Below are 22,524 nucleotides of genomic sequence, written 5' to 3' on the forward strand. Positions count from 1 at the left end.
GATTGTAGGCGACCGGCTACGCTTCGACCGCTGTCGTTGGCTAAGCAGATTGGGAGCCTTGATGCGGCGAGATCCACCCCAGATTCCGGAGTGGCCTCACGGCACCTTTCTTCAACGACTGGGTCCTCCCGTACGCGCCGCCCTTCTCGAACTCGGGGTCCGCCGCCAGGTGCCGGCCGGTCAGATCCTGATCCACGAAGGCCTGCGGGAGTCCCACCTGATCCTCATCGAGGAGGGCCTGACGAAGGTCACCGCTGCGCTGGCCGACGGACGAACCGCGCTGCTGTCCCTGCGGGTCGGGGGCGACCTGGTCGGGGAGATGTCGGCGCTCAACGACCAGCCACGCTCGGCGACCGTCACCGCCTGCGGGCCCGCCCGGTACTGCGTGATCCCGTCCGACCGGTTCCGTACGTTCCTGAAGGGCCATCCCGACGCCGCGCTCGAACTCGCCGCGATGGTCTCCGATCGGCTGCGGTGGTCGAACCGGCGGCGGATCGACTTCACCTCCTACCCGGTGACCATCCGGGTGGCCAGGGTGGTGGCGGAGCTGTCCCGCACCCACGGTCGGCAGGCGTCCGGCGGGGTCGTCATCGACGTCCGGCTGACCCAGTCGGAGCTGGCCACCATCTGCGGCGCCTCCGAGACCTCGATCCAAAAGAGTCTCCGCGAGTTGCGCAACGAGGGCCTGGTGGACACGGACTATCGGCGGATGACCGTCCGCGACCTGGACGGGCTACGCGCCCTCGGTCGCCTCGACGACGAGAACTGACCGGAGCACACCCCGGATGTAAGGAGGGGTCCCCTGCTATGCACGAGGCGTTAGCAGGGGACCCCTCCTTACATACGCGTCAGGCGCCGCGCAGGGTGGCGTGGTAACGCTCGGCGGCACGGGCCACCGCGGCGTCCCTTGCGGCCACCGCCTCCTCGACGGTCAGCGTCCGGTCCGGTGCGCGGAAGGTCAGCTTGTAGGCCAACGACTTGCGGCCCGCGCCCACCTGCTCGGAGGCGTACACGTCGAACAGCCGCACCGATTCCAGCAGGGTGCCGGCGCCCTCGGTGAGAGCCTGCCGCACCGCCTCCGCCGGGACCGACTCGTCCACCACCAACGCCACGTCGATCAGCGCCGGCGGGAAGCCGGACACCGTCGGCGCGAGCGCCACCGGCGCCTCCGGCAGCGCGTCCAGGTCCAGCTCCATGGCGCTGGTCCGGCGGGGCAACTCCAGCGTGGCGAGCACCGTCGGGTGCAGTTCACCGGCGTGGCCGACCACCGTGCCGTCCACCAGCAACGCGGCGCACCGGCCGGGATGCCAGGGGGCGTACTCGGCGGCCCGCACCTCGATGCTGTCCTGCGGCACCCCGGCGGCGGCCAGCACCGCCCGACCCGCCTCCACGGCGTCCGCCCAGCCGGCCGCCCGGCCCGCACCCCACCAGCCGGCCGGCTCGACGTCACCGGTCAACACGACCGCGACGTGCCGGGGCTGGTCCGGGACGACCGCGTCGGCGGCGGCGAACTCCTCGTCGGCGGGCCGCCGGTCGACGCCCATGACCGGCGGTCGGCCGGCACCCGGACGCGCGCGGAAGACCGCGCCGGTCTCGTAGAGCGCCAGGTCACGCAGACCACGACCGAGGTTGCGGCGGACGATGCCGAGCAGCGGGCCGAGCAGCGTGGTCCGCAGCAGCGGCTCCTCCTCGGAGAGCGGGTTGGCCAACCGGACCGCCTGGCGACGCGGGTCGTCGGCGGGCAGCCCGAGCTGGTCGGCCAGCTCGGTCGCCACGAACGGGTGCGCCAGCACCTCGACGAAGCCGCGTTCGGCAAGCGAGCGGCACACCGCGCGGTGACGGCGCTGCCGCGCGGTCAACCCCCGCCCGGGCGGCGCGGTCGGCAACACCGACGGCACCTTGTCGTACCCGTCGAGGCGGGCCACCTCCTCGACCAGGTCGGCCGGATCGGTCAGGTCGGGCCGCCAGGTGGGCGGGGTGACGCTGAGCGCCTCGACACCGCCGACGGCACCCACCTCGCCCGCGTCCTCGGCGAGCCGGTCGGCACCCCGGGCGACGGTGCACCCGACCTGCTCCAGCAGGGCCACCACCCGGGCCGGCGGGTACTCCACGCCGACCCGCCGGGTGGGCAGGTCGACCGGCAGCACCACCGGCGTACGCGGTGCGACGTGGTCGATGTCGAGCACCTCGTCGGCGACGGTGCCGCCCGCGTACTCGGTGAGCAGCCGCACCGCCCGGTCCAGCGCGACCAGCGGCAGGGCCGGGTCGACGCCCCGCTCCCACCGCTTGGCGGCCTCGCTGAACAGCTTGTGCCGGCGGGCGGTGCGCCCGACCATCACCGGGTCCCAGTGCGCGGCCTCGAACAGCACGTTGACGGTGCCGGGCACCACCTCGCTGGTCTCGCCGCCCATCACGGCGGCGAGCGAGATCGGCACGCCCTCGCCGGCGAGCGGGTTCGGCGCCCCGGTGTCGCAGATGACCATGTCCTCCGGCGCGAGCACCCGGGTCACCCCGTCGAGCGTGGTCAGCTTCTCGCCCGCCTCGGCCCGTCGAACCACCAGCGCACCGGTGATCCGGTCCGCGTCGAAGGCGTGCATCGGCTGGCCGGTTTCCAGCATCACGTAGTTGGTGATGTCGACCGGCAGGGAGATGGTGCGGATGCCGGCGAGGGTGAGCCGCCGCTGCATCCACTCGGGGCTCGGAGCGGTCGGGTCCACGCCGCGCACCAGCCGGGCCGCGAACCGGTCGCAGCCGACCGTGTCCCGGACCTCGACCGGGTACGCCGGGTCGGCGGTGCCGGCCGGCGCGGGCACCAGACCAGGATCCCGGAAGTTCACCCCGAGGGCGAGCGCCAACTCCCGGGCCAGCCCCCGCAGCGACATCTGGTAGCCCCGGTCCGGGGTGATCTCCACCTCGACCACGACGTCGTCGAGGCCGACCACCGGGCGGGCGTCGTCGCCGGGCTTGCCGGCGGTGCCCTCGGGCAGCACCACGATGCCGTCGTGGTCGTCGCCGAGGCCCAGCTCACGCTCCGAGCAGATCATGCCGTTGGAGTTGCGCCCGTACGTCTTGCGGGCGCCGATCGCGAAGCCACCCGGCAGGACGCCGCCGGGCAGGATCACCACCACCCGGTCGCCGGGGGCGAAGTTGCGCGCCCCGCAGACGATCTCCTGCGGCTCGCCGGTGCCGTTGGCGGCCCCGACGTCGACCCGGCAGAACCGGATCGGCTTCTTGAAGCCGGTCAGCTCCTCGATCTCGAGGACCTCACCGACCACCAGCGACCCCTGGACCGTGTCGGCCAGGTCCACGATCGACTCGACCTCGATACCGAGGTCGACCAGGGCCCGCTCCAGGTCGGCGGCGGGCAGGTCGGCCGGGAGATCGACGTACTCCCGCAGCCAACTGACAGAAACTCGCATGACTTGTGACCACCGTCTCCGTGACTCGTACCCGTCGCCCTACACACCGGCCCCGAACGCGCGGGTGAACCGCACGTCGCCTTCGGCCATGTCCCGCATGTCGCTGACCCCGTGCCGGAACATCACCGTGCGGTCGATGCCCATGCCGAAGGCGAACCCCGAGTAGACCTCCGGGTCGATGCCGCAGGCGCGCAACACCCGGGGGTTGACCATGCCGCAGCCGCCCCACTCCACCCACCGGGGGCCGTCGCGGTGCTCCGGGAACCAGACGTCGAACTCGGCCGACGGCTCGGTGAACGGGAAGTAGTGCGGCCGGAAGCGGGTCCGCGCCCCTGCGCCGAACATCGCCTGGGCGAAGTGGTCCAGGGTGCCGCGCAGGTGGGCCATGGTGATGCCCTTGTCCACCACCAGGCCCTCGACCTGGTGGAAGACGGGCGCGTGGGTGGCGTCCAACTCGTCGGTGCGATAGACCCGGCCGGGCACGACCACATAGATCGGCGGCTTGCGGGTCAGCATGGTCCGCGCCTGCACCGGTGAGGTGTGGGTCCGCAGGACCAGCCCGGACTCCGTGGCGGGTGCGATGTGGAAGGTGTCCATCAGACCGCGCGCCGGGTGGTCCGGCCCGATGTTCAACGCGTCGAAGTTGGTCCACTCCAACTCGACCTCGGGGCCCTCGGCCACCTCGTAGCCCATCCCGACGAACAGATCGCTGATCTGCTCGGTCACCAGGCTGACCGGGTGTCGGGAGCCGCGCGGCCGCCGGTCGTGGGGCAACGTCACGTCGACGCGCTCCTCCACCAGCACCCGCTCGGCCTGTTCGCGCTCCAGCACCTCGGCGCGGGCGGCGTGGGCCTGCTCGATGGCGCGGCGGGCCTCGTTGACCCGTTTGCCGGCGTCGGACTTGGCGGCCGGCGGCAGCGCGCCGATCTCCCGGCGGGCCAGCGAGACCGGGGCGCGGTCACCGAGGTGCGCCGGGCGCACCACGGCCAGCGCGTCGGGGTCACCGGCGGCGGCGAACGCCTTCTCGGCCTCGGACACGGCCTCGGCCAGGGCGGCCGGGTCGAGCAGGGCGACCTGCTTCGGGTCGTACGGATCGTTGCGGTAGCTCATGGCGTACGGGCACTCCCTCACGGCGGTGCCGGCCCTCACGGGCGGCGAAGCGAGTCTACGGACGCGCGGCTACGCCGCAGCCCGCCGGTGGGAGTCGCGTGGGGAGCAGGTCAGGCCCGCCGCCCGCCGACACCGGCGGGCTGGCTAAAGGAACGCCCGGTCGCGTTCACCATGGGGGCCGCTCTCCTCGTGCTGAGTCTTGTCGCACGGCATGTCTCGTGCGGTGCCTACTCGTGCGGTGCGCCTGACCGGAGGTCAGCGCTGTGCTCTCGCCGAAGCGTACAGGCAGACGGCCGCCGCCGCAGCCAGGTTGAGGCTCTCCGCCCGCCCGTGCAGCGGCACCCGGACCCGGGCGTCGGCGGCCCCGGCCAGCTCGGCGGGGAGGCCGTGCGCCTCGGAGCCGAACAGCCAGGCCGTGGGCGCGGCGAGCCGACCGGCGTCGGCCAGGTCGTCGAGGTCGTCGGCGCCGTGCCCGGTGGCGGCGAGCACGGTCAGCCCGGCGGACCGCACCGCGTCGACCACCTCGGCGGGGTCGCGTTCGCGGACCACGTCGACGTGGAACAGGCTGCCGGCCGAGGACCGGACACACTTGCCGTTGTACGGGTCGACCGCCTCCCCGGCGAAGACCACCACGGCGGCCCCGGCCGCGTCGGCGGTCCGCAGCACGGTGCCGGCGTTGCCCGGGTCACGGATACCGGCGAGGACCGCGACCAGGCGCGGCCGTCCGGCCAGAGCGGTTTCCAGGGGTACGTCGACGTGCTCACAGACGGCGACCAGGCCCTGCGGCGCGACGGTCTCGGCGAGCGCGGCGAGCGCCTCCTCGGTCACCTCGGAGACGGGTACGTCGTCGCGGGCCGCGGCTGCCGCGAGGTCGGCGTACCGGTCGAGAGCGGTCGGCGTACCGAACAGCTCGCGCACCGTACGCGGGCGGGCCAGTGCCTCGCGGACCGCCTGCGGCCCCTCGGCCAGGAACCGGCCGGTGGCCTCGCGGTCCCGGCGGCGCTGGAGTCGGCGGGCGGCGACCACCCTGGGGGTACGCGGTGTGAAGGTCATCTCGTCCTCACCACACACGCGCGAGGCGCCCCCGGTCGTGGGGACGCCTCACTGCGTTGTGCGGGGATCAGGCGGCCTGAGCCGGCGCGCCGCCGGTGCCCTCGGCCTTGACCGCGGCCCGGGCCAGCTCGACGATCGCCGCGAACGACGAAGCGTCGTGGACCGCCATGTCGGCCAGGATCTTGCGGTCGACCTCGATGCCGGCCAGGCGGAGGCCCTGGATCAGGCGGTTGTAGGTCATCCCGTTGGCACGGGCACCCGCGTTGATCCGCTGGATCCACAGCTGCCGGAAGTCGCCCTTGCGGTCGCGACGGTCCCGGTAGGCGTACTGCATCGAGTGCAGCACCTGCTCCTTGGCCTTGCGGTACAGCCGGGAGCGCTGACCGCGGTAACCGCTCGCGGTCTCCAGCAGGGTACGACGCTTCTTCTGGGCATTCACAGCCCGCTTGACGCGTGCCATCTCAACTCCTTCTTGGACTCAGGTTGGCGCGCGTCAGCGGCCGAGCAGCTTCTTGAGGCGCTTGACGTCGGACTTGGCGACCTCGACCAGGCCCGTCAGCCGCCGGGTACGGGTGGAGGGCTTCTTCTCCAGGTTGTGACGCAGACCGGCCTGCTGCTTCATGATCTTGCCCTTGGCGGTCACGCGAACCCGCTTGCCCGTCCCCGTGTGGCTCTTCATCTTCGGCATGTGGAACGTCTTCTCCCCTGTTACTCGCCGCTGTTGTCGGCGACGGTGCCGGTGTCACCGGCTGCTGCGGTCTCGCCGGCCTCCGGCGCGGCGGACTCATCCGCTGCCCGGTCCCGGGGCGCCCCGCCCCGGGAGGCGACCGCGGCGACCGCGGCGGCCTTGGTGGCGCGGTGCGGCGCGAGCACCATGATCATGTTTCGACCGTCCTGCTTGGGAGCGGCCTCGACGTACCCCAGCTCCGAGATCTCGCTCTCGAGCCGGCGCAGGAGCCGGTAACCCAGCTCCGGGCGGCTCTGCTCGCGACCGCGGAACATGATCGTCACCTTGACCTTGTCGCCGGCCTTGAGGAACCGCACCACGTGACCCTTCTTGGTCTCGTAGTCGTGCGGATCGATCTTCGGCCGGAGCTTCATCTCCTTGATGACGGTCTGCTGCTGGTTACGCCGCGCTTCGCGCGCCTTGAGTGCGCTCTCGTACTTGAACTTGCCGAAGTCCATGAGCTTGCACACCGGCGGGCGCGCCATGGGCGCAACCTCGACCAGGTCCAGATCGACGTCCGCGGCCAGCTGAAGGGCGCGCTCCAGCGGGACGATGCCCACCTGCTCGCCCTCGGGGCCGACCAGTCGGACCTCACGTGCCCGGATCTGCTCGTTCACGCGTGGTTCGACGCTGATGGGGCCTCCTCGAGTCGGTTCTTCATGCGTGTCCGACCCTGCGGCTCCCGGTTGGGAGCCGACCCGGAAAGCAGAAGGCCCCGGCACATGCCAGGGCCCGCTCGACCGGTCGGCACGATCACAGGATCGCGCATCCCGGCCCGGGACATGCCCGGAACCGGAGACCGGACCCGGCCGCCGTAGTCGGCGACTCGGGTGGGAGCAGGCGCCCCACTTTCATGGCCGCCCGCGCAACGCGGACAGCCTGGTCGACTCGACCACACTACACCCCGGGTAACCGGGCCCCCAAACCGACCCGCCCCTGTGCCGGCTCGACCGTGCGCTGGCTCTTCCCGCGCCGGGACTGGTGCACTCCCCCGCCGGCGCCACGGTCAGGAACCCGAGTTCGCGCCCTGTCGAGCTGAACCGTCGACGCCATCGCCAAGAACCGAGGACGCAGCGACCCGTTGACGCCCTCAGCTCCAAAGGGCACGACGAACAGTCACTCGGACCCCGCCCTATCGACCTGAACCGTCGACGCCATCACCCATGAACTGAAGACGAGGCGATCCGTCGACGCCCTCAGCTCGACAGCGACCGGCGGCGTTGCGGTCCGGTCGACGTTGGGCTGGGGCTGGCCGGGGACCGGTCGGGACGGAGGTGGGGGCGGGTCAGCGGGTGGCGCGGTCGGCGACGGCGGTCAGGTGCGCCTGGTGCAGGCGACGCAGGGCACGGACTCCGTCGACGGCGAGTTGCTTGTCGGCGGCCTGAAGGGCGACCACGGGCAGCAGGTCGTCGTCGTAGAGCTCCAGGGCGGCCCACGGTGCGCCGCGGTCGAAGCGTACGCCGCGGACGACCTCCCAGGGCAGCTCGTACGAGCCGATGATGTTGCGGACCCGGATGCGGTGGGCGTCCGCCTCGACCCGGGGGCGGGTGAACAGCAGTGTGCCGAGGGCGAAGAGGACGCCGAGCCCGATCATGGCGAACTGGTCGCCGCGCTGGAAGCTGCCGTAGCCGTTGCCGGTCGGGCCGGTCAGCGTGGTGGCGATCAGCGCGAAGACGACGACGAGTACGGCTGCCGAGATCCAGCAGACCAGCCGGATGCGGCGCGGTCGCAGGCGGATCCGCTCGGTGCCGTCCGCCGGCTCGTGTTCGCTCGTGCCGGCACTGACCTGCGTCGCGTCCCGCCGCTCACTCATGTCCCCAGTTTGCCATCCGGCCCCGGCACGTCGTCCGGCGCCACACGGACCACACCGTCGTCCCCACCGGGCCCGACCTCGGCGACCGGGTAGGCACGTGGAGCCGGGGGCGGAGGTGGGGTGCCGGTGGCGGGGGCGGTGGCGGCGCGGGGGCCTCGGCCGGCGACCAGGACGGCGAGCAGCGTGAGCACGGCACCGGCCAGGACCGGTAGCCGGGCGCCGGGGCCCTGCGGCAGCAGCACGTCCAGGAGCAGGGCGCCGACGAGTTGGCCGCCGACCAGGGCCAGGCCGGTGCGCAGGACGCCGGCCGCGCGGACACCGATCACCAGGGCGGCGACGATGCCGACGCCGAGCAGGCCGCCGGTGTAGAGGTGCCAACCGCTCGGCCAGCTGACGGACGGGCCGGTGAAGGCGCCGGCCAGTGCGGCGACGAGCAGCACCGCCGGCGTACTCACGACGAAGTTGACCGCGACCCCGGCGGCGGCCGAACCGGCGGCGGAGATCCGGCCGTTGAGCGCGGCCTGCAACGCGACGGCGACACCGCCGAGCACGGCGAGCAGGAGCACGCCGACGGCCAGGTCACCGATGGGTCGACCGGTCTGGGCCAGCGCCACCGCGGCCACCCCGAGCAGCGCCCCGGCGACCCGGGACGGGGTGAGCGGCAGCCGGCCCACCGGGGCCAGGCCGGTCCGGTCCGAGGCCAGCCCACCGAGGCTGCTGCCGGCGACCTGGGCGATGGTGAAGACCGCGACGCCGAGCACCGGAACGGCGTAGGCGGCGAGCACCACGATGGCCGCGCCGCCCAGCCCGCCGAGGTACGACCACCAGGGCATCCGGGCCCGCCGCAGCGCGACGAGCCCGGTCCGCATGGACGGCAGCACCAGCAGCCCGACCAGCACCAGCAGGCAGCCGCCGAGGTTGTTGACGACCGCGCCCAGGGTGGCGTTGCCGGTCCGCTGCCCCAACTCGGCGTTGACCGCGCCCTGCGCCGCCGACGCGACGCCGCCGAGGGTGACCAGGGCGAGCGCCAGCGCCGCCGGGCGCGGTCTCACAGCCGGCAGGCGTGGATGTTGGTGACCAGGATCGCCCGGGCGCCGAGGTCGTAGAGCTCGTCCATGATCTGGTGTACGTCGTCGCGGAGCACCATGGCCTGCACCGCCACCCAGCCCTCCCGGTGCAGCGGGGAGACGGTCGGCGACTCGATGCCGGGGGTCAGCGAGCTGGCCCGGTCCAGCAGACCGGCTGGTACGTCGTAGGCGAGCATCACGTAGCGGCGGGCCACCAGCACCCCGTGCAGCCGGCGCAGCAACTGCTCGGCCTGCGGGTGGGAGGTGGCGCCGGCGCGACGGACCAGGACCGCCGACGAGCGCAGCAGCGGCTCGCCGAAGACCACCAGCCCTGCCTGGCGCAGGGTGGCGCCGGTCTCGACCACGTCGGCGACCACGTCGGCGACGCCGAGCCGGATGGCGTTCTCCACCGCCCCGTCGAGCCGGGTCACCTCGGCCTTCACGCCCAGCTCGGCCAGGTGCCGCTCGACCAGGCCCGGGTACGCGGTGGCGATCCGGTGGCCGCCGAGTTCCCGGACGTCGTCGACGTCGTCGGGGCGGGCGGCGAAGCGGAAGGTGGCCCGCCCGAAGTTGAGGTCGACGATCTCCTCGGCCGGCGCGCCGGAGTCGATCAGCAGGTCCCGGCCGGTGATGCCGACGTCCAGGTCACCGGAGCCGACGTAGGTGGCGATGTCCTTCGGCCGCAGGTAGAAGAACTCGATGTCGTTGGGTTCGTCCCGGCAGACGAGGTCCTTGGGGTCGGTGCGCTGGCGGTAGCCCGCCTCGCGCAGCATCTTGGCGGCCGACTCGGCCAGGGCGCCCTTGTTGGGTACGGCGACACGCAGCATGACGGAGTGCTCCTTCGATCGGGTTGAGGTCGACGGCGGGGCACTCACAGATGTCGGTAGACGTCCTTCAGGTCGAGACCGCTGGCCAGCATCAGCACCTGGACCTGGTAGAGCAGCTGGGAGATCTCCTCGGCGGTGCGCTCGGGCCCCTCGTGCTCGGCGGCCATCCACGACTCGGCCGCCTCCTCGACGACCTTCTTGCCGATGAAGTGCACACCCTTCTCCAGGGCGGCGACCGTGCCGGAGCCCGGGGTGCCGGCGGCGGCCTTGGCCTGCAGCTCGGCGAACAACTCCTCGAACGTCTTCACGGAATCGGATTCTCTCAGTCGCCCTCGGTCGCCGTGACCACGGGTCCGGTGCCGACCGCTGGGCGGGACCCGAATTCCCTACCGACATGGTGGGACACCCCTTCGACGTCCGCCGATGCGGGTCGTACGCTGTGCGCCATGGTCAGCACTCCTCGCATCCTCGCGCTCGCGGCCGCCGGCTCGGTACTGCTCGCGGTCAGCGCCTGCGCGCCCGAATCCGCACCCGCCCCCCAGCCCACCGCGTCCGCCGCGTGCGACAAGGAGAGCCTGGTCACCCGCACGCCGGGCAAGCTCACCATCGCCACGGACGAGCCCGCGTACCAGCCGTGGTTCGTCGACGACAAGCCCGACAACGGCGAGGGTTTCGAGTCCGCCGTGGCGTACGCGGTGGCCGAGAAGCTCGGGTTCGCCCGCGCGGACGTGGTCTGGACCCGGGTCAAGTTCGAGACCGCCGTCGCGCCCGGGCCGAAGGAGTTCGACTTCGACATCAACCAGTTCTCCATCACCGACGAGCGCAAGCGGGCGGTGGACTTCTCGGCGCCGTACTACCTGGTGCGGCAGTCGGTCATCGCGCTGAAGTCGTCCCCGATCGCGGGCAAGAAGTCCCTGGCCGACCTGCGGAACGCCAAGCTCGGCGCCCAGGTCGGCACGACCAGCTACCAGGCGATCACCGACCTGGTGAAGCCGACCGTCGAACCGCAGGTCTACAACAGCAACGACGACGCCAAGAAGGCCCTGCAGAACGGGCAGATCGACGGGCTGGTGGTGGACCTGCCCACCGCGTTCTACATCACCTCGGCCGAGATCGACGACGCGGTGATCGTCGGGCAGTTCCCCCAGGTGGGCTCGCCGGAGGCGTTCGGGCTGCTGCTGGACAAGGACTCCCCGCTGACCGGCTGCGTCAGCGGAGCGATCGGTCAGCTCTCCGGTGACGGCGTGCTGAAGCAGTTGGAGCAGCAGTGGCTCGCCCAGGTGGCGGGGGCACCCGAACTCACGTGAGCACCCTCACCCACGACCCGTCGCCCGCGCAGCGGGCCCGGGACGCGTACCGCCGTCGGCAGACCGTGCTGAGCGTGCTGGTCGCCGCCGCCTCCACGGCGGCGATCGGCACGCTGCTGGCGGTCGCGGTGACCGGGGCACCGGGCTGGGACCGGGTACGCGAGTCGTTCCTCGATCCGGAGATCGCCCGGGACGCGCTGCCCCGGGTGCTCACCGGGCTCTGGCTCAACGTCCGCCTGCTGGTCTGCTGCGCGATCGGCGCACTGCTGCTCGGGCTGCTGATCGCCGTCCTGCGGACGTTGCGCGGGCCGGTGTTCTTCCCGATCCGGGCGCTCGCGGCGGGCTACACGTACACGTTCCGCGGCCTGCCGCTGATCATCGTGCTGTACGTGCTCACCCTCGGCGTGCCGGGACTGCGGTTGCAGGGCATGCCGCCGGTGCTGGTGCTGGGCGGGTTGGCGCTGGTGCTCACCTACGGCGGGTACCTGGCCGAGGTGTTCCGCGCCGGCATCGAGTCGGTGCACTCCAGCCAGCTCGCGGCGGCCCGCTCGCTGGGGCTCACCTATCGGCAGACGATGCGGCACGTGGTGCTGCCGCAGGCGGTCCGGCGGGTGGCGCCGCCGCTGCTCAACGACGTGGTGGCGTTGCAGAAGGACGTCGGGCTGGTGTCCCTGGCCGGGCCGATCGACGCGGTACGGGCCGCGCAGATCGCCACCGCCCAGACGTTCAACTACACGCCGTACATCGTGGCCGGGGTGCTCTTCGTCCTGCTCGCCATCCCGCTGATCGCGGTCACCGACCAGGTGACGTTGCGGGCGGCCCGACGCCAGTCCGGAGGCTGACCGTGGACGTGTTGCGGTGTCGGGGGCTGCGCAAGGAGTTCGGTGGGCGGGTGGTGCTGGACTCGCTGGACCTGACCGTGGCCGAGCACCGGGTGGTGGCGTTGATCGGGGCCTCCGGCTCCGGCAAGTCGACGCTGCTGCGCTGCGTCAACCTGCTGGAGGAACTGCACGACGGGACGATCGAGCTGGACGGCGAGGAGATCACCGCCCCGGGCGTGGACCCGGACCGGGTACGCCGCCGCATCGGCATGGTCTTCCAGTCGTACAACCTCTTCCCGCATCTGAGCGTGCTGGACAACGTGACGCTGGCCCCGCGCCGGGTGCACGGGCGGTCCCGGGCCGACGCCGAGGCGCACGCCCGGGAGCTGCTGGAACGGGTGGGGCTCGGGGACCGGGCCGACGCGTACCCGGATCGGCTCTCCGGCGGCCAGCAGCAGCGGGTGGCGATCGTGCGGGCGCTGGCCAACTCGCCCCGGCTGCTGCTGCTCGACGAGGTCACCTCGGCGCTCGACCCGGAGCTGGTCGGCGAGGTGCTCACGATGATCCGCGACCTCAAGACCGACGGCATGACCATGGTGCTGGCCACGCACGAGATGAGCTTCGCCCGGGACGTGGCCGACCAGGTCTGCTTCCTCGACGGCGGCCGGGTGGTCGAGTCCGGCCCGCCGGCCCAGGTGTTCGGGGCGCCGACGCAGCCGCGTACCCGGCAGTTCCTGGCCCGGATCATCGAGGCGGGTCGGCTGCCGGGCTGAGCGGCGTCGCGTATCGGGCATCGTGACGACGGTCACCTGCGCCGACCGGCAGGTTTGTACCCTTGATTGGGTACAAACCGACCATGACGACGTCTGTAGAGGTAGCCGTGACCCGTTCCGCTTCCGACCCCGTCGACGTCGCCCACCTGCGGAAGGTCCTCGACGGGCCGTGGGCCGAGGTCCGCGACGCACACCGGAACAAGCTCGACGACCGCTTCCTCCCGGTCTATGGGGAGAGCAGCGAGCAGGCCCGGGATCGGATCAGCCGGCTGCTCCCCGAGCTACCCGCCGAGATGGGTATGGCGACGGCCTTCCCCACCGAGTACGGCGGCCGTGGCGACATCGGCGCCTCGATCGTGGCCAGCGAGATGCTGGCGCAGGTCGACCTCTCGCTGATGGTCAAGGCGGGCGTGCAGTGGGGACTGTTCGGCGGGGCGGTGCTGGCGCTCGGCACCCGCCGGCACCACGACGCCCACCTCCGGGACATCGTCGCGGGCGACCTCCTCGGCTGCTTCGCGATGACCGAGACCGGTCACGGCTCGGACGTCCAGCAGCTGCGCACCACCTGCACGTACGACCCGGAGACGCAGACCTTCGACCTGCACACGCCGCACCAGGCCGCCCGCAAGGACTACATCGGCAACGCCGCCCGGGACGGGCGGATGGCGGTGGTCTTCGCGCAGTTGATCACCGGCGGGCAGCGGCACGGCGTACACGCCTGGTTGGTGCCGATCCGCGACGCCGACGGCACCCCGATGCCCGGCGTGACCATCGGCGACGCCGGCCCCAAGGCCGGGCTGCTCGGCGTGGACAACGGACGGCTCAGCTTCGACCACGTGCGCGTGCCGCGCGACATGCTGCTGGACCGCTACGGCCAGGTCGCGGCGGACGGCACCTACGCCAGCCCGATCGCCGACGACGCCCGACGCTTCTTCACCATGCTCGGCACCCTGGTCCGGGGCCGGGTCAGCGTGGGTGGCGCGGCGGCGGCGGCGACCAAGTCGGCGCTGACCATCGCGGTCCGCTACGGCGACCTCCGCCGTCAGTTCGGCACGCCCGACGCCGACCGCGAGGTGCTGCTCAACGACTACCTGGCCCACCAGCGCAAGCTGCTGCCCGCGCTGGCCACCACGTACGCGCTGCACTTCGCCCAGGCCGAACTGGTGGCCGCCGTCCACGAGGTGCAGGGCAGCGACGAGCCGGTCGACGAGCACCGGCAGCGGGAGCTGGAGTCGCGGGCCGCCGGCCTCAAGGCCGCCCAGACCTGGCACGCCACCCGGACCATCCAGATGTGCCGCGAGGCGTGCGGCGGCGCCGGCTACCTGGCCGAGAACCGCCTGCCCGGCCTCAAGGCCGACACCGACGTCTTCACCACGTTCGAGGGCGACAACACGGTCCTGCTGCAACTGGTGGCCAAGGGACTGCTCACCGGTTACAAGGACGAGTTCGGTTCGCTGGACGGCTGGGGGCGGGCGTCCTTCGTCGCCGAGCAGGTCCGCGAGATGGTGCTGGAGCGTACCGCCGCGCGGGCACTCATCGAGCGGCTCGTCAGCGCCGTGCCCGGCCGGGACGAGGAGGTCGCCGTCACCGACCGGGGTTGGCAGCTCTCCGTCTTCGAGGACCGCGAGAAGCACCTCCTCGACGGTGCCGTCCGGCGGCTGCGCAACGGCGCGAGCAGCAAGCGGGACCGGCCCTTCGACATCTTCAACGACGTGCAGGACCACGTCCTCACCGTCGCCTCCGCACACATCGACCGGGTCACGCTGGAGGCGTTCGTCGCCGGCATCGAACGCACCACCGACCCGGCCGTCGCGGCCCTGCTCTCCCGCGTCTGCGACCTGTACGCCCTCAGCGTCATCGAGGCCCACAAGGGATGGTTCCTGGAGCACGGCCGGCTCACCCCGGCCCGCGCCAAGGCGATCACCGCAGTGGTGAACAGCCTGCTCAAGGAGCTGCGCCCGCAGATGCGCACGCTGGTGGACGGCTTCGCCATCCCGGAGGCGTGGCTGCACTGCGCCATCCTGCGGGAGGAGGGCGACCGGCAGGAGGCGATGGCCGCTCACGACCGGTTCCCGACTGATCGGTAACGGATCGCGGACAGGGTGATCACCAGCGGTACCCCATCCTGGGGCGACACGCCTCACCGACGGGAGACCTCCTGGTGATCTGGATCATCGAGAGCAAGAGCAAGCTGAGCCGCGTGTTCGCGGCCGACCTCACGCGCCTGCAGGCCAACGAGGCGGTCGCGGCGCACGTCGCCCGGTCCGTGCTGAACAGCAAGATCGCCGAGATGCAGACCCCGCTCGCACCCCCGCTCGCACCCGGCGAGCCGGTACTCGTCCTCGCCCACTCCGGCTACGCGCTCGACGACCGGCACCACGAGGAGCGGCCCTGGGTCGGCGGGCGCTGGCTGGACGAGTTCGTGCAGGACGTCACGGCGAAGTTCACCCCGGCCGGCATCAGCGGCCGGACGCTCTGGTTCCTCGTCTGCCACACCGGGCACGACGTCACCACGCTGGGCACGCTGCTGGCCGCCGCCGGGGTGAACGACGTGACGATCTACATGCCGACGGACTTCATGTACATCAGCAAGAACGGCATCCCGCACGTCCTCAAGAGCGATGCCGACCTCGAATCCGTCAACAAGGACGTCGCGAAGTGGGACGGCGACTACATGAGCATCACGGGCTCGCAGCCCACCGGCGCCTACTGGGCCGGCTGCACGGTCCGCAACCAGGTGGTCACCACGCTGGGCGCGAAGACCGTCGAGGAGGCCGTCAAGGAGCAGTTCGACCCGGACGAGGACGAGGCCTGAGCCGCCGTCGCCGGGGACCCGGACGCGGTCCCCGGCGACAGGCGGATCGCCGGTCGGCGGGTCAGGCGCCGAAGCCGACGCGCTGGTTGCCGGCGGTGGCGACCTGCCGGACGGCCAGCGCCGCGTCGAGTGCGGCGACGGTGGCGGCCCAGCCCTTGTCCTCGGCGGAGCCGGGCAGCCCGGCCCGGTCGCGGGCCTGCTCGATGGTGTCGACGGTGAGCACGCCGTGTGCCACCGGCTTGCCCTCGTCCAGCGCGATGCGGGTCAGCCCGTCGGTGACCGAGCGGCAGACGTAGTCGAAGTGCGCGGTCGCGCCACGGATCACGACGCCGAGCGCGACCACCACGTCGCAGCGGCGGGCCAACGCCTGCGCGACCACCGGCAGCTCCACCGAGCCGGCCACCCGGGCCGTCACGGCCCGCGCCCCGCACGCCTGCGCGGCGGCGACCGCCCGCTCCAGCATGTGGTCGGTCAGCTCACCGTGCCACCGTGCGGCGACCACTCCCACGGTCATCCCGGACGCGTCGACCGGGGTCGTCCCCGGCTCGCCGAAACCCGCCATCTCGCCTACGCTCCGATCTCTTTGCCGGCGACCGGACGGCCCATCGGGGCCTCCGACACCTCGTCCAGGTCGAGCAGGTGCCCCATCCGGTCCCGCTTGGTGCGCAGGTAGCGCACGTTCTCCGGGTGCGGGCGCACCGGAAGGCCCTCACGGCCGGTCACGGTGAGCCCGTAGCCTTCCAGCCCGGCCCGCTTGGCCGGGTTGTTGGTCAGCAGCCGCATCGTGCGGACCCCGAGGTCGTAGAGGATCTGCGCGCCGGTGCCGTAGTCCCGGGCGTCGGCCGGCAGGCCCAGGTCCAGGTTCGCGTCGACGGTGTCCCGGCCCTGGTCCTGCAACTGGTACGCCTGGAGCTTGTGCAACAGGCCGATGCCGCGTCCCTCGTGGCCTCGGACGTAGAGGACCACGCCCCGCCCCTCCCGGGCCACCCGCTCCAGCGCGGCGTTGAGCTGCGGCCCACAGTCGCAGCGCACCGAGGCGAAGACGTCGCCGGTCAGGCACTCGGAGTGCACCCGCACCAGCACGTCGCGCCCGTCACCGATGTCGCCGATCACCAGCGCCACGTGCTCGGCCGTGTCGTACTCGCTGCGGTAGCCCAACGCCCGGAACACCCCGTGCTCGGTGGGCATCCGCGCGTCGGCGACCAGCTCCACCTGCTTCTCGGTGCGCCGTCGGTAGGCGATCAGGTCGGCGATGGTGATCAGGGTCAGCGAGTGTTCGGCCCGGAACTTCTCCAGGTCCGGCAACCGCATCATGGTGCCGTCGTCGTTGACCAGCTCGCAGAGCACGCCGGCCGGACGCAGCCCGGCCAACCGGGTCAGGTCCACGGCCGCCTCGGTGTGCCCCGGCCGACGCAGCACCCCGCCGGTGCGGGCCCGCAGCGGCACCACGTGACCGGGTCGGGCCAGGTCGGCCGGGCCGGTGGCCGGGTCGGCGAGCAGCCGGATGGTGTGCGCCCGGTCGGCGGCGGAGATACCGGTGCTCACGCCCTCGCGGGCGTCCACGGTCACCGTGTACGCGGTCTGCCGCCGGTCCTGGTTCGTGTGGTGCATGGGCGGCAGGTCGAGCCGGTCGCACTCGTCCTCGGTGAGCGGTACGCAGATGAAGCCGGAGGTGTGCCGCACGGTGAACGCGAGCAGTTCCGGGGTGGCCAACTCGGCGGCGAAGATCAGGTCGCCCTCGTTCTCCCGGTCCGCGTCGTCGGTGACGATGACCGGTCGACCGGCGGCGATCTCCGCCAGCGCGTCCTCGATGCGATCGAAGGTCATGCCGGCACTCCGCTTCGCTCCGTGCCGCCATGAGGCAGCGCCTTACTGCACCGATGATTCGCTCGCTGACGCTCGCTCATGCCGGCACTCCGCTTCCGGTGGAGCGCGCGGTGAGCAGGCGCTCGACGTACTTGGCCAGGACGTCGGTCTCCAGGTTGACCGGGTCGCCGACGGTCCGGCCGCCGAGCGTGGTCAGCGAGAGCGTGGTGGGGATCAGGCCCACGGAGAACCAGTCGTCACCGACCTCGGCGACCGTCAACGACACCCCGTCCACGGTGATCGACCCCTTCTCCACCACGTACCTGGAGAGTGCGGCGGGCAGCCGGAACCGGACCGTCTCCCAGCGCGGCGCCGGTTCCCGGGAGATCACCTCGCCCACCCCGTCGACGTGCCCCTGCACCAGGTGACCGCCGAGGCGGCTGTTCAGTGCGGCGGCGCGTTCCAGGTTGACCGGGTCGCCGGCGCGCAGCGCGCCCAGCGCCGTACGCCGGAGCGTCTCGCCCATCACGTCGGCGGTGAACACTCCGCCGTCGACCTCCACCACGGTCAGGCAGACGCCGTTGACCGCGATCGAGTCGCCGTGTCGGGCGTCGGAGGTGACCAGTGGGCCGCGTACGGCGACCGTGGCCGAATCCTGTGCCGTCGGGGTGATCCCGACGACCTCGCCCAGTTCCTCGACGATGCCGGTGAACATGCCTAGCCCTCCCTCTTTCGGGGCAGCGCGGTGATCCGCAGGTCGGGACCGATCTGCGTAACGTCGGTGAGTTCCAGGTCGATGGCCTCGGCGATGGTGCTCACACCCGCGTCGACCAGAGCGGCGGGTCCGGCGCCGAGCAGCCGGGGAGCGAGATAGCCGACGACGCGGTCGACCAGGCCGGCGGCGAGGAACGCCCCGGCCAGGCGCGGGCCGCCCTCCAGCAGCACGGCACGTACCCCGCGCCCGTGCAGCGCGGCCATCAGCGCGAAGAGGTCCACGCCGCCGTCCGGGCCGGTGCCCACCTCGGCGGCGGTGGCGATCCAGGTCCGGGCCGCACCGTCGCGGACCGCGGCGTCGGCCGGGGTACGCCCCGCCGAGTCGACCACCACCCGCAGCGGCTGCTGGATGGCGAGGCTGCCGTCGCGCAGGTTGCGGACGGTGAGCCGGGGGTCGTCGGCGAGCACGGTGCCGACGCCGACGACCACTGCGTCGACGGTGGCGCGCAGCGCGTGCACGTCCATCCGGGCCGCCTCGGAGGTGATCCACATGCTGGTGCCGTCGGCCGCCGCCGAACGACCGTCGAGCGTCGCGGCGTACTTCCAGATGACGAAGGGTAGGCCCCGGCGCATGGCGGTCAGCCAGGCGATGTTGCCGCTCTCCGCCTCGGTGCCGCGTACCCCCAGGTCGACCCGGACCCCGGCGGCCCGCAAGGTCGCCGCGCCGCCGGTGGCGACCGGGTTGGGGTCCGGTACGGCGATCACCACGCGGGCGACCCCGGCCTGGACCAGGGCGGCGCTACAGGGGCCGGTGCGGCCGGTGTGGTCGCAGGGTTCCAGGGTGACGACTGCGGTGCCGCCCTTGGCGCGCCGCCCGGCCTGGGCCAGCGCGACGATCTCGGCGTGCGGTCCGCCCGCGTACGCGTGGAAGCCCTCGCCGACCACCTCGCCGTCGGCGTCGAGTAGGACGCAGCCGACCACGGGATTCGGACTGGTCGTGCCGAGTCCGCGCGCCGCGAGCTCGATCGCGCGACGCATCGCCTCGTCGACGGAGACGCTCGCCATCACCTGGCCCTGCCCTCTCGCTCTGCTCGCGCGGGCAGGAAGATCGACTCGCGAGCAGGCGGCGCAGATCCGGGTACGGCACAGCCGCCCCCGGCAGACGGTGGGCACGCCGAGAGTCCGGCGAACCACACGCCCGTGCCGTCCCGCGCGCTGTCTCCCATCCGGACTGTCTGGGTGCGGACCAGCCGCCCCCAACCGTCGGCCCCGGATTCTCACCAGGTCCACCGGGCGGACGAACCGCTCCCGGGTCGCGGGCTTACCACGGTCGGACCGTGGATCACCGCCGGTTCGGAATTACACCGAGTCCCGCCAGCGCGTGGTGGGTACTGAGGGAAGTCTTACACGCTTCGCAGGGTTCTGCGCCACCCCGGCGAGCTACTTCACATGTCGGTGACCGGGGTCGGCGACACCCCGACGGCGGTCCACCGCCACGTACGAGCCCGGTTGGCTCTTGGCCACGGTCTTCATCTCCGAGGCGATCGTCATCGCCTCCAGGGGGTCGGTGAGGCGTTTGTCCCGGTCCGAGACGGAGACCCCGATGGAGAGCGTGACCAGCGCGGCCCGCCGGACGTTGCCCCGCCGGTCCTTCAGCTCCACGTAGCCGCGTTCCCGGTCGGTCGGGTCGTAGAGCGCGTCGGCGGCCGTCTCGAAGTCCGCCGAGACCCGGGAGGTGAGCGGCAGGACCTGCTCCGGGGTGCAGACGAAGACGAAGTCGTCGCCGCCGACGTGCCCGAGGAAGGCCGGGGGCAACGCGACCGAGACCACCGCCCGGTGCAGGCTGCGGGCCAGCGCCGAGATGAAGCCGTCACCCCGGGAGAAGCCGTACCGGTCGTTGACGCTCTTGAACCGGTCGACGTCGATGTAGCCGACGGCGTAGTCCGAGCCGACCCGGATCCGGTCGGCGATCTCCCGCCGGATCCGGCTGTTGCCGGGCAGCCCGGTCAGCGGGGAGACCTCGCGGAACTCCTTGTTGCGCCGCAGCGTGGAGCTGACCCGGGCGACCAGCTCGGCGGTGTCGAAGGGCTTGACCAGGTAGTCGTCGGCACCGGCGCTGAGCCCGTGGACCTTGTCCACGGTCATCCCCTTGGCGGTCAGCATGATCACCGGCAGCGCGGCGGTCATCGGATCGGCGCGCAGCCGCCGGGTCAGTTCCAGGCCGTCCACCCGGGGCATCATCAGGTCCACCACGGCCAGGTCCGGCCGCTGCCGCTCGATCAGTTCGAGCGCCTCCTGACCGTCCCCGGCGAGCACCACCTCGAAGCCGTGCAGTCGCAGGTTCACCTCGACGAAACGGGCGATGTCCCGGTCGTCGTCGACGACCAGGATCACGTCCTTGTGTTCCCCGGCCGGCTCCACCTCAGGCTCCGGGCGCCGCGCGCTCCGCCAGCGCACGCAGTCGGCGTACGGCCTCGGCCGGGTCGTCCGCGCCGTAGACCGCAGTGCCGGCGACGAAGGCGTCGGCACCGGCTGCCGCGGCCTGCTCGATGGTGTCGGCGGCGATCCCCCCGTCCACCTCGATCCGCAGTTCGAGATGGCCGGCGTCCACGTGCCGCCGGGCGAGGCGGACCTTCTCCAGCAACTGCGGCATGAACCGCTGCCCGCCGAAGCCGGCCTTGATGGTCATCACCAGCAGCGTGTCGAAGCTCGGCAGCAGGTCCAGGTACGGCTCGATCGGGGTGTCCCGGTCGATCGCCAGGCCGGCCTTGGCGCCGGCCGCCCGCAGGTCCTTGGCCAGGGCCGCCGGGTCGTCACACGCCTCGGCGTGGAAGGTCACGTTGTACGCGCCGGCGTCGGCGTAGCCGGGTGCCCAGCGCTGCGGGTCCTCGATCATCAGGTGCACGTCGAAGGGCAGCCGGGTGGCGGCCCGCAGGCTCTGCACGACGGGCAGCCCGATGGTCAGGTTGGGCACGAAGTGGTTGTCCATCACGTCGACGTGCAGCCAGTCCGCGGCGTCCTCGACGGCACGGACCTCTTCGGCGAGACGGGCGAAATCGGCGGCGAGGATACTGGGCGCGACGATCGGCGGCGGTACGGTCACTGGGCCAGTGTACGAACGCGCCCGACGGTCGCGGCAGCACGCCACCAACGGGGACGCCCGGTGACTCGGGCGTGACCATTGGTGCAGAATGACCCCCTTCGGACCAGTGGAACCGGACGAAGCGGGGACTTGACTGGCCAATGGTCCGAATCGCGGCAACACTCCATCGGGGACGGTGACGGTAACGTGCAGGCCGGTGGGCACGGGAGCCGACAGCCGGGCGACGGTTCCCGGAAAGGGCGGACGATGCGACGGTGGCTCGCGACGCTGGCGCTGGCCGGCGCGGCGGCGATGGTGCTCAGTGGCTGCGTACGGCCGGGCGGGACGGACGGCGACATCACCAACGGTTGGCCCGCCCTGCGGGCGCCGACGATGTTCGTCCCGGCCACCGGTGCCTGCCTGCCCCGGATCACCCCGATCGTGCAGGCGGGCACATACGAGACGGTGGACTGCGCCCGCAACCACCTCGCCGAGGCGGTCCACGTGGGCACGTTCACCGGGTCGGACGCGCGGGGACGGCGACCGGAACCGGGCTCGGCGGCGCTGCGGACCGCGCGGGCCGAGTGCGACCAGCGGGCCCGCCTGGTGCTCGGCGGCGACTGGCACACCGCACGCCTGACGATGAACATCGCGCTGCCCTCGGTCTCCGCCTGGAACGGCGGCGCCCGGTGGTTCCGCTGCGACCTGAGCGAGACCGACAGCATCGACAACACCCGCCCGGTCAACCGCACCGGCAGCCTGCGCGGCGCCCTCATCGGCGACTCGCCGCTGGTGCACCGCTGTTTCGACCCGAAGCTGATCGGCGACAACCTCAACTACATGGCGCCGGTGCTCTGCACCGAACCGCACCGCGCCGAATTCGTCGGGGTCTACGTCGAGCGGGACATGAGCTGGAAGGAGTTCGTCGACTCCTCCGCCCGGGCGCACCAGCGGTGCATGGAGCTGATCGCCTCCTTCGCCGACGTACCGAACAACGCCGACCTGCCGTACCGTGCCGGCTCGATCTTCTATCCGCCGTCGCAGCGCGAGTGGGAGGAGGGCGACCGGGGAGTGCGGTGTTTCCTGTGGAGCGACGACCGCAAGCTGACCGGCTCCATGCGCGGTGTCGGCCCGCAGGGACTACCCGTCACCTGACCACGGTGCCGTATGCTGCCGCACCGTGGCGTGCC

Annotated in this window: 23 protein-coding genes; 7 read left to right on the forward strand and 16 right to left on the reverse strand. The window is 72.3% G+C overall.

Features of this window, described 5'->3' with window-relative positions; translation table 11 throughout:
- Positions 1 to 61: 61 nt before the first annotated feature.
- Positions 62 to 769, forward strand: coding sequence for a Crp/Fnr family transcriptional regulator (locus tag ABZ738_RS31665; RefSeq protein WP_357219477.1), 708 nt, complete (start codon positions 62 to 64; stop codon positions 767 to 769).
- Positions 770 to 848: 79 nt separating this feature from the next.
- On the opposite strand, the gene pheT is transcribed toward ABZ738_RS31665, so the two are convergent.
- The 10 genes from pheT to ABZ738_RS31715 form a co-directional block, all read right to left on the reverse strand.
- Positions 849 to 3,419 carry a phenylalanine--tRNA ligase subunit beta gene (gene pheT, locus ABZ738_RS31670; protein WP_357219480.1) on the reverse strand — a complete coding sequence of 857 codons (2,571 nt, stop codon included), beginning with the start codon at positions 3,417 to 3,419 and terminating at the stop codon, positions 849 to 851.
- A gap of 39 nt (positions 3,420 to 3,458) precedes the next feature.
- Positions 3,459 to 4,529 carry a phenylalanine--tRNA ligase subunit alpha gene (gene pheS / locus ABZ738_RS31675; protein WP_131052958.1) on the reverse strand — a complete coding sequence of 357 codons (1,071 nt, stop codon included), beginning with the start codon at positions 4,527 to 4,529 and terminating at the stop codon, positions 3,459 to 3,461.
- Between the two features lie 255 nt (positions 4,530 to 4,784).
- Positions 4,785 to 5,582 (reverse strand): RNA methyltransferase, encoded by a 798-nt coding sequence (locus tag ABZ738_RS31680; protein ID WP_131052959.1) that lies wholly within the window; start codon positions 5,580 to 5,582, stop codon positions 4,785 to 4,787.
- A 67-nt stretch (positions 5,583 to 5,649) separates the two neighbouring features.
- A complete protein-coding gene (rplT, locus tag ABZ738_RS31685; protein WP_131052960.1) occupies positions 5,650 to 6,042 on the reverse strand; it encodes a 50S ribosomal protein L20 in 393 nt (130 codons plus the stop codon).
- 33 nt (positions 6,043 to 6,075) lie between these two features.
- Positions 6,076 to 6,270 (reverse strand): 50S ribosomal protein L35, encoded by a 195-nt coding sequence (rpmI, locus tag ABZ738_RS31690; RefSeq protein WP_131052961.1) that lies wholly within the window; start codon positions 6,268 to 6,270, stop codon positions 6,076 to 6,078.
- A gap of 20 nt (positions 6,271 to 6,290) precedes the next feature.
- The gene (gene infC / locus ABZ738_RS31695) at positions 6,291 to 6,926 is read right to left on the reverse strand and encodes a translation initiation factor IF-3 (protein ID WP_131052962.1); all 636 of its coding nucleotides are present in this window, start codon (positions 6,924 to 6,926) and stop codon (positions 6,291 to 6,293) included.
- Between the two features lie 668 nt (positions 6,927 to 7,594).
- Complete coding sequence (locus ABZ738_RS31700) at positions 7,595 to 8,122, reverse strand: PH domain-containing protein (protein ID WP_357219487.1); 528 nt, start codon at positions 8,120 to 8,122, stop codon at positions 7,595 to 7,597.
- The gene (locus ABZ738_RS31705) at positions 8,119 to 9,174 is read right to left on the reverse strand and encodes a DMT family transporter (RefSeq protein ID WP_131052964.1); all 1,056 of its coding nucleotides are present in this window, start codon (positions 9,172 to 9,174) and stop codon (positions 8,119 to 8,121) included. Before ABZ738_RS31705 ends, ABZ738_RS31700 begins: the two co-directional genes overlap by 4 nt.
- Positions 9,171 to 10,016: an ATP phosphoribosyltransferase gene (gene hisG, locus ABZ738_RS31710; protein WP_131052965.1), complete on the reverse strand. Its 846-nt coding sequence runs from the start codon at positions 10,014 to 10,016 to the stop codon at positions 9,171 to 9,173. Before hisG ends, ABZ738_RS31705 begins: the two co-directional genes overlap by 4 nt.
- Positions 10,017 to 10,060: 44 nt before the next feature.
- Complete coding sequence (locus ABZ738_RS31715) at positions 10,061 to 10,342, reverse strand: phosphoribosyl-ATP diphosphatase (protein ID WP_217706071.1); 282 nt, start codon at positions 10,340 to 10,342, stop codon at positions 10,061 to 10,063.
- Positions 10,343 to 10,462: 120 nt separating this feature from the next.
- Here ABZ738_RS31715 and ABZ738_RS31720 point away from each other — a divergent pair, with 120 nt between their 5' ends.
- From ABZ738_RS31720 to ABZ738_RS31740, 5 genes are all read left to right on the forward strand, one after another.
- Positions 10,463 to 11,323: an ABC transporter substrate-binding protein gene (locus ABZ738_RS31720; RefSeq protein WP_357219490.1), complete on the forward strand. Its 861-nt coding sequence runs from the start codon at positions 10,463 to 10,465 to the stop codon at positions 11,321 to 11,323.
- Positions 11,320 to 12,165, forward strand: coding sequence for an amino acid ABC transporter permease (locus ABZ738_RS31725; RefSeq protein ID WP_131052967.1), 846 nt, complete (start codon positions 11,320 to 11,322; stop codon positions 12,163 to 12,165). The genes ABZ738_RS31720 and ABZ738_RS31725 overlap by 4 nt, the downstream gene beginning before the upstream one ends.
- Positions 12,166 to 12,167: 2 nt before the next feature.
- Entirely contained in the window at positions 12,168 to 12,917 is a 750-nt protein-coding gene (locus tag ABZ738_RS31730; protein WP_131052968.1) for an amino acid ABC transporter ATP-binding protein, read from the forward strand.
- Positions 12,918 to 13,000: 83 nt separating this feature from the next.
- The gene (locus ABZ738_RS31735; protein ID WP_131052969.1) at positions 13,001 to 15,004 is read left to right on the forward strand and encodes an acyl-CoA dehydrogenase; all 2,004 of its coding nucleotides are present in this window, start codon (positions 13,001 to 13,003) and stop codon (positions 15,002 to 15,004) included.
- A gap of 74 nt (positions 15,005 to 15,078) precedes the next feature.
- Positions 15,079 to 15,732, forward strand: a complete 654-nt coding sequence (locus ABZ738_RS31740) for a hypothetical protein (protein WP_357219495.1) — start codon at positions 15,079 to 15,081, stop codon at positions 15,730 to 15,732.
- 61 nt (positions 15,733 to 15,793) lie between these two features.
- Here the strand turns inward: ABZ738_RS31740 and ribH are convergent, their stop codons facing one another.
- The 6 genes from ribH to rpe form a co-directional block, all read right to left on the reverse strand.
- Complete coding sequence (gene ribH / locus ABZ738_RS31745) at positions 15,794 to 16,294, reverse strand: 6,7-dimethyl-8-ribityllumazine synthase (protein WP_176093313.1); 501 nt, start codon at positions 16,292 to 16,294, stop codon at positions 15,794 to 15,796.
- A gap of 5 nt (positions 16,295 to 16,299) precedes the next feature.
- On the reverse strand, positions 16,300 to 17,559 hold the full coding sequence (locus ABZ738_RS31750; RefSeq protein WP_131057558.1) for a bifunctional 3,4-dihydroxy-2-butanone-4-phosphate synthase/GTP cyclohydrolase II: 1,260 nt from the start codon (positions 17,557 to 17,559) through the stop codon (positions 16,300 to 16,302).
- A 76-nt stretch (positions 17,560 to 17,635) separates the two neighbouring features.
- A complete protein-coding gene (locus ABZ738_RS31755; protein WP_357219498.1) occupies positions 17,636 to 18,253 on the reverse strand; it encodes a riboflavin synthase in 618 nt (205 codons plus the stop codon).
- A 2-nt stretch (positions 18,254 to 18,255) separates the two neighbouring features.
- A complete protein-coding gene (gene ribD, locus ABZ738_RS31760; RefSeq protein WP_176093312.1) occupies positions 18,256 to 19,317 on the reverse strand; it encodes a bifunctional diaminohydroxyphosphoribosylaminopyrimidine deaminase/5-amino-6-(5-phosphoribosylamino)uracil reductase RibD in 1,062 nt (353 codons plus the stop codon).
- A 375-nt stretch (positions 19,318 to 19,692) separates the two neighbouring features.
- Positions 19,693 to 20,709: a response regulator gene (locus tag ABZ738_RS31765; protein WP_254876775.1), complete on the reverse strand. Its 1,017-nt coding sequence runs from the start codon at positions 20,707 to 20,709 to the stop codon at positions 19,693 to 19,695.
- Entirely contained in the window at positions 20,675 to 21,355 is a 681-nt protein-coding gene (gene rpe, locus ABZ738_RS31770; protein ID WP_176093311.1) for a ribulose-phosphate 3-epimerase, read from the reverse strand. Before rpe ends, ABZ738_RS31765 begins: the two co-directional genes overlap by 35 nt.
- A gap of 246 nt (positions 21,356 to 21,601) precedes the next feature.
- Between rpe and ABZ738_RS31775 the strand changes: the two genes are divergently transcribed.
- Positions 21,602 to 22,489: a septum formation family protein gene (locus tag ABZ738_RS31775; RefSeq protein ID WP_176093310.1), complete on the forward strand. Its 888-nt coding sequence runs from the start codon at positions 21,602 to 21,604 to the stop codon at positions 22,487 to 22,489.
- Positions 22,490 to 22,524: the final 35 nt, after the last annotated feature.

Source organism: Micromonospora sp. NPDC047793 (assembly GCF_040642635.1).
Taxonomy (GTDB): Bacteria; Actinomycetota; Actinomycetes; order Mycobacteriales; family Micromonosporaceae; genus Micromonospora.